Source organism: Marinomonas phycocola (assembly GCF_047525455.1).
Classification (GTDB): domain Bacteria; phylum Pseudomonadota; class Gammaproteobacteria; order Pseudomonadales; family Marinomonadaceae; genus Marinomonas.
Genome location: NZ_JBLIXL010000016.1, coordinates 40,280 through 51,912 on the forward strand (window position 1 = coordinate 40,280; position 11,633 = coordinate 51,912).

Annotated in this window: 11 protein-coding genes; all 11 read right to left on the minus strand. The window is 45.1% G+C overall.

The window, feature by feature from the left end; genetic code table 11:
* Positions 1-82: 82 nt before the first annotated feature.
* The 11 genes from ACMUMJ_RS11965 to ACMUMJ_RS12015 all read right to left on the minus strand — a co-directional run bounded on the left by ACMUMJ_RS11965 (position 83) and on the right by ACMUMJ_RS12015 (position 11,395).
* Entirely contained in the window at positions 83-832 is a 750-nt protein-coding gene (locus ACMUMJ_RS11965) for a M48 family metallopeptidase (protein ID WP_414679080.1), read from the minus strand.
* Entirely contained in the window at positions 829-4,116 is a 3,288-nt protein-coding gene (locus ACMUMJ_RS11970; protein WP_414679081.1) for a type I restriction endonuclease subunit R, read from the minus strand. The genes ACMUMJ_RS11965 and ACMUMJ_RS11970 overlap by 4 nt, the downstream gene beginning before the upstream one ends.
* Positions 4,113-5,348, minus strand: coding sequence for a restriction endonuclease subunit S (locus tag ACMUMJ_RS11975; protein ID WP_414679082.1), 1,236 nt, complete (start codon positions 5,346-5,348; stop codon positions 4,113-4,115). Before ACMUMJ_RS11975 ends, ACMUMJ_RS11970 begins: the two co-directional genes overlap by 4 nt.
* Entirely contained in the window at positions 5,345-6,187 is an 843-nt protein-coding gene (dinD, locus tag ACMUMJ_RS11980; RefSeq protein ID WP_414679083.1) for a DNA damage-inducible protein D, read from the minus strand. Before dinD ends, ACMUMJ_RS11975 begins: the two co-directional genes overlap by 4 nt.
* A 109-nt stretch (positions 6,188-6,296) precedes the next feature.
* Entirely contained in the window at positions 6,297-7,955 is a 1,659-nt protein-coding gene (locus ACMUMJ_RS11985) for a type I restriction-modification system subunit M (RefSeq protein ID WP_414679084.1), read from the minus strand.
* 81 nt (positions 7,956-8,036) lie between these two features.
* On the minus strand, positions 8,037-8,267 hold the full coding sequence (locus tag ACMUMJ_RS11990) for a hypothetical protein (protein WP_414679085.1): 231 nt from the start codon (positions 8,265-8,267) through the stop codon (positions 8,037-8,039).
* Positions 8,268-8,275: 8 nt separating this feature from the next.
* Positions 8,276-8,527, minus strand: a complete 252-nt coding sequence (locus ACMUMJ_RS11995) for a DUF2188 domain-containing protein (RefSeq protein WP_414679086.1) — start codon at positions 8,525-8,527, stop codon at positions 8,276-8,278.
* A 93-nt stretch (positions 8,528-8,620) separates the two neighbouring features.
* Positions 8,621-9,199: a restriction endonuclease subunit S gene (locus ACMUMJ_RS12000; RefSeq protein ID WP_414679087.1), complete on the minus strand. Its 579-nt coding sequence runs from the start codon at positions 9,197-9,199 to the stop codon at positions 8,621-8,623.
* A gap of 406 nt (positions 9,200-9,605) precedes the next feature.
* Positions 9,606-10,262, minus strand: coding sequence for a hypothetical protein (locus tag ACMUMJ_RS12005; RefSeq protein WP_414679088.1), 657 nt, complete (start codon positions 10,260-10,262; stop codon positions 9,606-9,608).
* Positions 10,263-10,529: 267 nt separating this feature from the next.
* Positions 10,530-11,111 (minus strand): phage integrase central domain-containing protein, encoded by a 582-nt coding sequence (locus tag ACMUMJ_RS12010; protein WP_414679089.1) that lies wholly within the window; start codon positions 11,109-11,111, stop codon positions 10,530-10,532.
* 47 nt (positions 11,112-11,158) lie between these two features.
* Complete coding sequence (locus tag ACMUMJ_RS12015; protein WP_414679090.1) at positions 11,159-11,395, minus strand: Arm DNA-binding domain-containing protein; 237 nt, start codon at positions 11,393-11,395, stop codon at positions 11,159-11,161.
* Positions 11,396-11,633 lie beyond the last annotated feature (238 nt).

An 11,633-nucleotide genomic window follows, 5' to 3' on the forward strand; every position in this document is an offset into this window, starting at 1 on the left:
GCTGGGCTCAGTTTGGAGTCCATTGCAGACAAGACCGCTAGCGTACTGGATGTGTACTTAGCTATTCGATACAGCGTATTGACTATATCAGTGCCATTTCCAGTTTATGTTTACGCTTCATCCAATCTGGTAAAGAACGTTCGAGCAATCGATAGAATTCAGGGCCGTGGTTGTGATGCTCTAGGTGACACAGTTCATGAATGATCACATACTCAATACATTCTTTCGGTGCCTTAATCAGATCACGGTTTAAGGTCAGTGTTCCGCTTTTCGATAAGCTACCCCAGCGCTTTTTGAGTTGCATGATTTTAATGGTTGGCTTGTTGTCATCTGAATGTTTGAACTTCTCCCAACAATCCGAAAATACCTTGTTTAAATGAAAATCGGCTTTTTCTCGATACCAATCATTAAGTAGCGACTCAACATGGTCAGGTTTGCCATTGGCAGACGTTACCCAAAAAAAGCCCGCTTTCAACACTACACCGTTGTCACTACCTACTTCAATTTTTAGCCGATACTTCTTGCCTAGATACAAATGGCTTTCACCACTGACGTATTTGCGAGAAGGGGTTCTTGGGTCAAACTGGTCAAAGTAGCGAATTTGACGTTTGATCCACCGAGCGCGCTTTTTCACCTTAGCTTCAATGGCCTCACGGTCGGTGCCTTCAGGAGCTTTCACAAAAACTGATTTATCAGGGTGAACCGATATTTCTAGCGACTTGCGTTTAGAAAAAGCCAGCTGAAAGGGGATATCTCCCCCTCCGTATACAGCCGCTAGCTTTTCAGCACTTGCCGTTGGTATCCCGGCCTGCTTGATGGTTGACGACTTCAAGAATGCCTCCGGTGCCCAGTTCTGAATTTGGCAACTTGCATAGTTTTCTCAATGATTTCGTCCATTTGCTCTAGGCTCAGCGTCACGCCGTACTGTTCTTTGACTTCGTCATAAAGAAAATCGTCAATATCATTCATTGCTGTTTTTTGAACGTCGGCATCGTCCCAAAAATCAACTTTCCAATGAGTATCAATGATCTTTTGAATTGCTAACGATGTTTGTGCCGCAATGGTATCAAGTTGAGCATCATCTAACTCGTTGAGTGTCGCGACTTGCTGAAACTGCGGCTTAATCAAGCCAAAGTAGGCACACGCTTCGTCGTTTTCACGAATGCAATCAGGCATATCATCATGCTGCTTCGTGGCCACTTTGTTACGAATATCAATCACTCGGTTGAGATATTCTAAGTCTGAGATGCGCTTGGCCTTAAAGTCATCAATAGCGGCTTGGATCAGCTTCGAAAACTTCTCATAAAACGCAGGGTCTTCGTCCATATTCTCCGAAATACTGCGCTTTGTAGCGTGGGCGATGGTGTCCGCTTTTGACGCCGTGGTCTTGGTTTGATAAACCCCTTGCTCTTCTTTCACGGCGGTAAACATTTTTTCATCAAAAATATTCACTGGCTCATTAAGCTGAGTCACTTCATTAGCCTGAATATGAGTATCCAACAGTTTTTTAATTTTCGGCTCGTAGTCGCGATAATCAATCGCTTCGGAGTAACGCAACTTAACCGCCGCCTTTAAGTTCTGAAAACGTTTTAAATCGTTTTTATAGGTTTGTAGCTTTTTTTCGTCAGAGTTCATGATGAACTGCTCAGACGATAAAGCGATGGCTAAAGATTTACTGTATGCCGATAAACACTCATAAAACTCTTCACGTAACTCGTCATCGGCCAACAACACCTCATAGGCTTCTTCGTCTTTTGAGTTTTTAACGGCTTTAAACAGATCCCATAAGTCAGAGTAACGCTGTGGCAGCTTAAACACTTCCTCATTGATGGAAGTGAGCGTGCCTGCTAAGTCATCTTCGTCAAACCCTTCAAAGGCTTCATACATGGTTAGGGCTTTATCCAACTCGCCTAATACGCTGGCATAGTCGATGATATAGCCAAACTCTTTACCTTCGTACAGGCGGTTAACCCGAGCGATAGCCTGTAATAGCGTGTGCTCTCGCAGGGTTCGGCATAGATACAGCACAGTGTTGCGCGGTGCATCAAAACCGGTTAACAGCTTATCCACCACAATGAGTATTTCAGGGTCATCACCATGCTTAAACTGGTTGATGATTTGCTTGGTGTACTCTTCTTCAGAGCCAAAGCGCTTCATCATTTTGTCCCAGAATTTACCCACTGCGTCTGTTGGTCCTTCGTCCACTTCGTCGTGGCCTTCACGGGTATCAGGGCCAGAAATCACCACTTCATTGGAGACGATGCCAATATCCTGTAGAAACTCTTGATACTTTAATGCAGCCTGTTTACCTGGGGCAACCAACTGAGCTTTAAAGCCAGTGCCTTGCCAGTTAGCACGAAAATGCTCGCTGATATCAAAGGCGCGCATATATATCACTTGATCAGCTTTGTTCAGCATTTCAGCGCGGGCGTATTTCTTTTTAAGGTCGGCCTTTTGCTCTTTGCTTAAATCGGCGGTGTGGCGCTCAAACCAGAGATCGATAGCCGACTGATTCTGCTCCATCTCAACATGTCGGCCTTCGTACAGCAGTGGCAATACCGCTTCGTCGGCAACCGCTTGTTTAATGGTGTAATGCGGTTCAATCAGGCCACCAAACTTGGCAAAGTTATTCTTTTCTTTTTTCAGTAGTGGCGTACCGGTAAAGCCAAGAAAACAGGCATTAGGCAGCATTTGGCGCATTCTGGCGGCCAATGAACCAAAGTTGGTGCGGTGACTTTCATCGACCAATACAAAAATATCGTGCGACTCATCCACAAACTTCTCGGCCACCCAGCCTTTGTCAAATTTGTGGATCAGTGTGGTGATCAGGCCCACTTTGTTTTTCAGGTGCTTCACCAAATTACGGCCAGACGTGGCACGTTCGCAGCTTAAACCACAGGCCGCAAAGGTATTACCCAGTTGTCTATCAAGATCATCCCGGTCGGTAACCAACATGATTCTGGGGTTGATAAGTTGCGGATCAAGTGCCATCGCACGGGTGAGCATCACCATGGTGAGCGACTTACCTGAGCCTTGGGTATGCCAAATAACACCACCTTGGCGGTTTTCTTTTGAGCCATTGCCTTTATTAGTCAGGCGCTTAATTCGGGCGATGGTCGCTTTAATCACAAAATATTGCTGATAGCGCGCCACTTTCTTAATACCACCATCAAACAGGGTAAAGCGATATACCAAATCTAATAGACGCTCTGGGCGGCACAGGCTGTGAATGGCATTGTCTTGTTCCGTCACCAAGCGTTTACCTTCAGCCTCTAGCGCATCAAGAAATGGCCGTGCGGCAGCAAACTCGCCACTAAATAACAGCGCTTTAGTAGCTTCGTCTAAGGTGGTATTTACGCCTTTATCGACATCGGCCGGTTTGTCTTCTTGCACTTTCCCTGACTCTTTCCAGATACTCCAAAACTTCTTAGGTGTACCTGCTGTCGCGTATTGGGCGGCGTTTTTATTCACCGCCAACACTTGCTGCACATAAGTAAACAGGCGCGGAATATAGTCATCACCCTGGTTACGAATGCTTTGCGATACCGCTTGCTCTACATCCACTTTGGGTGATTTACATTCAATCACGCTAAAGGGAATGCCATTCACAAACAGGACGATATCGGGGCGCACGGTATCGGTGCTGCGTGCGCGCTCAACTGAGAACTCAGCCACCACATGAAAGCTATTATTAGAAGGCGTTTTCCAATCAATGTAATTGAGGGTAAAGCTTTTTGAGTCCCCCTCAATGGTTTGCTCCATGGCTGAGCCTAAAGTGATTAAATCGTAAATCGACTCATTGGTTTTTTGCAGGCCATCAATCCTAATATTTTTGAGCTTTTGGATCGCGGTTTGGATGTTCTCTTCGCTAAACAGATACTCGCCACCTTTATAGTTAATGCGATTAATCTTTTTTAGTTGCTGGCGAAGCACCCCTTCCAAAATCACATTGGCACTGCGCCCACCCCTTTCAGCCAAAGCCTGCTCAGGGGTGAGGTACTGATAACCTAAATTGATCAACTGTTGCAGGGCAGGAATTTGCGACAAGTACTTTTCGTTAAACTCGAAGCCCGAAGGCTCCGAGTTTGCTGCGTAATTGACTGGAGGTGTGCTCATGCGACGTTCTCCTTTGTACGATCCTGAAGTTCACCCTCAGCAGCGGGCTGCGCACTGGTCACTTGCCACTCACCGGTAAGCAGCTTTTGCATCAGGCCGCGTTTTTGACTGCGGTACTGCTCTAAGGTTTTTTTGATCAGGTCAATTTCATGTTTTGCCGTATTGAGTATCTGCGCAATCTCAACTTGAGTTTCAATATCAGGTATCTCTGCTTTCACTTCGCAAAAATGGTGGAACTTTAAGTTCCATGTATCGGAAGTCAAACCTTGAGAATATCTATAAAACTTATGAATCATTGGCTTTGTTTTAAACAAAAAAGCAATGAATTCAGGATCGACAATTTTCTTAGGTATGCAAATTGTATAAGCAGGGCTCACAATTCCATCAATACCAGATAATGCAGATACGCCTTGCCACATCCTCATAGTGTTATAACCAATATCATTAGGGTGGATTCTTAAGTACTTTGACTTGTCTTCGCTAGAATTGTCTTTCCTATTGGTTTCAGAATGAGGAATAACACCTTTATCTCTTGTGATTGATATCAACGGTAGATCTGTGTTGTTAGATTCTTTGCGGTTATCAAATAGTTCTGCGAGCCTATAAGGCTTCCAAGAATGATTTGGTTTAAACAGCTTTTGTGTTAAGCCCTCAAACTGCTTTTCCTTGGCTGCAATTAACGCCTCAGTTTTAGCGATGGCGTTGTCCCAAAGAGCTAGCACACTAGCGATCTTCTTCTGTTCATCTTTAGGTGGTATAAGGATTGGAACCTTATTTAGATCCTTTTGGCCTATATTTGCTCTTACCACACCTTGTGAACGTCGGATCATCTCTCTTCGAATACTGCTATTGTTGAAACAGTAACCAGCAAATAAAGGATCTAGAAGCTCTTTTTTCTGTCTACCACGAATAACGAAACCGCCAAATGTTATTTCTGTCTCATCAAGATAAACGGATGAAAATGCAATCTCGTCTGGTACTTCTGATGTACGGTTAAATAGAATGTCTCCATATTTTACTGAGTACTCTGCTTTTTGTTTTTCAGTAATTTCCACCTTTCCAAGAATATTGCACTTTTTTATGAAATTTCTTTTGAAGATGTCCATTACGTTTACGAATTCAGTACCTGAGCCATAGGCATTTTTATCTGCATTAATGCCGTTTTTAAAATCAATAAAGGTACCAAGAGTTGTTAATTTCCAACCTGAAGGCGTTGTTTGTAATCTACTCATTTATCACCCTCCAACTTCTTCTGCGCACGCGCCAACTGGGGAATGCCTTTTTCTGGCGTTGGCAAATCTTCTGGCATAGTGCCACCCAGCTCCTCAATGGTGGTGCGCACTTTGGCGCCCACTTCAAAATGAGTCTGGTTTGCTTGGGCTTTATTGCTGACCTGATCACGCTTTAGCTTCTCTTCTGTTTGCGTGGCACGGAACAGGTTAGCGGCAAGCTCGGTACTGCCCATATGATCGAGGATTTTTTGGCTCTTTTTTAAGCCTTTGTGCTGGTGAATGGCTTTGTTGTCTAACCCACCATACAAGCCTTTGTAGCCATGGTTTTGGAAAATGGCGTAGTCCAAACCCGATTCAACACCTGCATCACGGGCCGCCGCAGCCAGTTGCTTGTTGTGGTCGGCCAATTCATTGCGCAGCATTAAGCGTTTTTGGTCTTCATTTAGTTGCTGAAAACCAGTGTCATCCTGTAGCTCTTGGCGACGAGTCTGAACGGCAAAATAGGTCTGCCCATTGGCGATTACCGGCTTGCTGGCATCACCGTTTTGCACAATGAGGTAACAGGCGTAACGGGAAAGCTGATAATCACGGGTAGTTCGCTTAGCCCCCGAGCCAATATCGACCATTTTTCCCACCTGGGAAAAATGGTCTTCACTCGACTGGCCAGAGCCCTCACAGGCTGTGATCGCTTTTTTGATAACACGCTCAAACTTGTCCCAAGTACTGTAGTCAAGAACAGTCTGTAACTCTCTGGCATACCAGAACTCGTTACCTTCAGATTCATGCTTTAAGCTTTCAAAGCTGGTGTGTTCTGGTTGGGTAAGTTGCTTGTTACTCATCGCGCACCTCCCACTATTTTCGTGACTTCACTCAATTGGTTTGTAGTGCCGTACTCACACTTAGACACCATTTTGTTGGCGTCAACAAAATGGTTGTTGTTCGTCATACTCATTCAGCCACCTCCGTTGTGTTGCTTTGCGCCTCGTTAGGTACGATATACTTTAACAGCGCCGCCATTTTGCTGCGAACATCGGCAAGTTCGCTTTCAAGGCTGGTGATCTCAGCCTGTACCGCCACAATATCAATCTCGATTTCTTCTTCGAAGGTGTCGACGTAGCGCGGGATATTCAGGTTAAAGTCGTTCTCTTTGATCTCGTCAAAGGTGGCTAAATGGGCGTATTTTTCTACCTCTTCACGGGCTGTTACCGCCGCAACAATTTTGTCTAGGTGTTTATCCAGTAGGATGTTTTGATTTTTCCCTGCTTGGTAATGATCTTTACCGCTGGCATCAACAAACAGCACGTCTTTGCGGTTTTCATTGGCACCGCCTTTTTCACGTGAGCGGTCAAATATTAAGATTGCCACGGGAATGCCGGTACTTGGGAACAAGTTACCAGGTAAACCAATCACGGCATCCAGTAGGTTTTCTTCAATCAGTTGTTGACGAATACGGCCTTCGGCTGCGCCTCTAAATAGCACGCCATGAGGCACCACTACGGCAATACGACCTTCTTTTTCAACGGCGGCTTCAACCATATGACTGATAAAGGCAAAGTCGGCTTTTGATTTAGGCGGTAGCCCACGCCAGTAGCGGTTGTATCTGTCTTCGGCAACATCGTCCGCGCCCCATTTATCGAGTGAAAACGGAGGGTTGGCAACCACGTTATCAAACTTCATCAGTCTATCGTTTTCGACCAAGGCCGGAGAAGTAAGGGTATTACACCATTCGATACGAGCAGAGTCTGAGCCGTGCAAAAACATGTTCATACGTGCAAGCGCCCAAGTGCTGCCGTTGACCTCCATGCCATAGAGTGAGTAGTTGCGGTCACCCACTTGGCGTGCGGCTTCAATCAATAGCCCAGCTGAGCCACAGGCTGGGTCACAAATACGTGCCCCCGATTTTGGTGCTGACAGACGCGCAACCAGCTCAGAGACTTTATGGGGGGTGTAGAATTCACCGGCTTTTTTACCTGCATCCGAACCAAAGCGCTCAATAAGATAAATATAGGTATTGCCTATTACGTCTTCAGGTACGCGAGCTGGGCTCATGTCGAGAGCAGGTTTGTTAAAGTCGTCCAGTAGGTTTTTAAGGCGACTGTTTCGGTCTTTGGTTTTACCTAAGTTGGCTTCGCTGTTGAAATCGATGTTACGGAATACGCCTTCTAACTTGGCTTTGTTCGCGGTTTCAATGTGCTCTAAAACAATGTTGATCAGCTCGCCAATGTTGGGTTCGTTTTTACGCTCTAACAATGAATAGTAGTTGGCCAAAAAAGTGTCGGTAACGACGGTTTTCTTCTCTTTGGTTGCTGGGTCCTCAACTTCTTCTGTGAGTTCAACCATTGGCAGTAAAAAGCGCTCGCGCTCAAGCTTACGTCTGATACGAACATCGTCGTCACCATACTGTTTTTTATATTCTGCGTAGTGATCATTCCACACATCGGAGATGTATTTTACGAACAGCATTACTAGGATGTAGTCTTTGTATTGCGCAGGGTCTACCGCGCCACGGAAAGTATCGCATGCAGCCCATGCTGCATTGTTGATGTCTTTTTGTTGAATCTTGTCGTTCATATCATGAGTCATGCTTTTGTTCATGTTCTTATTCATAAATGTCCCTCAAATTTGGTCAGTATCAATAAATCGGGGCAGGCTATACCGGTAGCGCCCCGCTAGCTGTAAGTTAAAAGGTTAAGAATCGAGTACGGTAGATTGAGTCCAGGTAATCGACCGCCCAAATGAAGGGTAAATCGATGTACTGTCCTTTATGGTGTACCGTGCAATGACGTCACCTTGATCGTTTAGCTCTTCACATTCGTATGTATCAATGTCTTGGCCTTTTCTTTGCGACCACTGGCTACCTACGATGTTGAGGGTATGCGATTCAGGTAACCCTATTTTCTTTTTGTATTCATCACTCATAAGGGCGACTATCCTTTAATGTCTTTTGGGTCGTTACCATGGCTATCTTTGCGTTGGCGTTGTATCTGGCCGTCTTTGCCATGTACAACAAGCTCAGATCCTTCGCGCTTGCTTTGTTCGCGCGCCGCAGCTTCGGCTTCTCGTTTGGTGCTGTGTACGCTTGAAGCGCGTTCGGCACCGCCTTTTTTGTTCGCCCATCCATCAGGATGTGGTACGACATGTCGGGTATTGCCCTTGCTTGATGATGTATTCTTTGCCATAATTTCGGCTCCTGTTTTTCAAATGAAATGTGGATTAAAGTTTTGCTAAAAGTGCTGTCACACTTTCGGCTCGTCTAAACCCAGTAACTGTCATTACTGGGTATTCACTGCTAAATTCATTAATATTGCGTCAGTTAACACCTCCTTTTTCTTTGCTAATGCATTCATTAGCTTCTGCTCGTTGATGGATAATTGGTAAATCTCAATTATCTTTTTCTGTACATCGAGACTAGGGACTACTATCTCTAGATTTTCAAGTGCAGGTTTGCCAATCATTCTTACCGCCGTTCCGGTTGCCTTACTTTGCAATACTGCTTGTGAAGTCGGTTGATTAATAAACCAGCATAAATACGCTGGTATAACCGAATCACTTTCAACTCGAATTCGCAACAGTGGTGCAGCAATAACAGCATCATTCAACTCTTGGTCAATCAATGCTGCCGTATTAGTTTGACCTCTAGAGCGAAATGCTAAGTCGTTATGTTTAACTCTGTGATGATCCTTCAAATCTTGCATAACAATCTGCACTAGCTCTTGGACATTTAGTCGGTTATCTTCAGTTAAATCCTTCATCTGGATAACAGAGATATTTCCATTAGCGTCTGGCTCAAGCTTTGACCTAAAAGAGTGCCCCATCTGTACAGAGGCAATTTTTTTCAAATTAACTTTCATTGTCACCTCAAATGCGTTGTAATGGCGTTTCTGCAACTTTTTAGTAAGTTTAAGCTGAGATCCACAAGTTGTCAAATATTTATTTTGCAAAAACGCCGTTACTGTAAATTTGTTTTTTTGGGATGGCGTTTGGAAATGCTTGAATTGACCGGATACCTGGCTGTATTGAGAGGGAAGAGCTAATTATTAAGAGTCATATAATCAAGCTGGTAGAGCTGTACAAAACGCAACCATCTGGAAATTCCGAATAGTTCAAAGTGAAGCCTGAGTAAAAACCTAACAGAGAACACTCTAGCCAAAAACATCGAGCTATTTGATACTTTTGATATTAAAATCGTATCAACAACGCCCCTCCCGCTATCCGTTAGATCAGCGCCCTGTGAGGGGTTACTCTTTTTTCCGGCTTCTAATTTTTGGTACCGTAATGAGTTATGGCACCAAAATTCGCTTTCAACCACACATCATTCTCCGGCCCACAAAGCTGGTGCAGCAGCGCTAGGTTTAACTGGTGGCTGATCACGTTGCCGTTTCTTTTTTGGCTCTCATTTTTCAAACCTCTCAGTAATAACCCCATGCATGATTTGCCCATTTGCTCCGGCGAGCTGAGCAGGAAAAAGGCGCGGTTTTGCTGTTTGGGGTGCAAGGTAGCGCGTTTTCCTGTTTTAGATAAAGGTGTGATGCACCAAAAAATACAGGCGTTGGCAGGTGCGTTTGCTTGCAATGTGTTGGTTTGAATTGTGCCATCCACATATGCCGGTAACAAATGTGCTGGTAACAAAACCAACCCGCCTTGCGCGTGACCATCAACCTCAGGTAAAGGTAGCCAATACAGGTTTGGCCATTGTTCGGGACTCTGCCATTTTTCTACGATCACTTGTGCGCCAATGCTGTTCAGCCATTGGTGAATCGGGCAGCCTGGGTGCGCTTGTTTAACGCGCGGTAACTGATAGGTCAGCCAGCGGGTTAAGCGTTCGGCTGCATTATCGCACTGGCTTAGTGCTGGATAGAGAGTATACGCGCCATGCCCAACCAGTAAAGCGACCCGACCACCTGCCGTATCCATTCTCTATCCCAATCGTTGCCACTAGCCCATAACACGTTACTTATCACCTTGTTGATTTTTCATACTGTCTATTTTCAGTTGTCTGGTACAGACCCCGTGGTGAAATAGATGAAAGAAATGGCCATCAAACTAACCAGTTAAATCGGTTTTTGTTATGGCCTGTGCGCAGCTAACTGTTTGAAATATATCGTCCAATGCGGCGCTGTTTGGTGCTATTCAACTAGTGCAAAAAAATCGAGACGCCAAACGATCGTTTGCATTCTGGGTTTAAAAAATCAAACGGTTTGTAGTTTGATGCGAGGTTGGTTTAGGGTACAAAAAGTTTAGAAATGGCGCGGTTAAGCGTATCTGGTCCCATATGCGGACGATGGCTTGCTCGTCTGGCTGGGAAAACATAAGGCGAGCCACAAGCACGAATTTACAGCTCGTTAAACCAGTCAATGGCTTGGCGCAGTAGTTATCGCGGCCAAAGCTATTGATATGGGTATGAAACACACTGAAGGCGCAGTGAATTTCCTCTTTGCTGAGCATTCTGTCTTTACTGGACTCCACGCCACCGTCATCGTCAACGGTAAATGCTGCGGCTGGGTTGTTCAACGTTAAGTCGAGCTTAATCGCATGTCGAAACAGCTGCTTCATGTACATCAAGGTGTCGTTGGCAATGGTAGGGCAGTTACTTTCTCGAATGCGCTCTAATACTTCACGCACGTCGCGTGTGGTCACCTTAGCAATACACTTAATGCCAATGACTGGGCTTATGTCTTTGGTGTAAACCCGATACGGAATCTTTGAGTGCTTGAGTCGTCGGCTCAGATCGGTTCGATACCAGTCATGGAACAGTTGATCCACGGTTTCAATGTCAAGTAATTCGATTTTCTGTTTTTCCAGAAGAGGATCTATGCCGTCGCGTACTTCTTTCGAAAATATGCTGCGGCAATTCTAGCGTCGACCAACGACATTAAAGGAAATTTTCCCAAGGCCGCTTCTCGTCTTCCTTTAGCTGTGGTGTAGTGGATCATCCAATAAGGCGAGCCCTGTTTGCGGACGCAAAAGTATAGCCCTTCACCATCTGAATATTTTTTGGGCTCGGCTTTGCTGTATACAATAACCTGTTTTGCTGTGAGTTTTCCCATGTTTACTCCATAGTTGCTGAAAATAATGGAGGGGCAATAATGGCTGCCCACCACCGATTTGCTTATTGAATCAGCAGCTAACCTGTTGTGGTGGCGAGTTAAATGCGAAAATTGAGCAACTTACTGCTCACCAATTTGCTCACCGCAAAATGCTTATTGAGCCAAAATGAGGGGACTGCTCACTATTCTGCCCACCACTAAACAGGTAGTTGGTAACGGACATCTGCAAACCGATTTG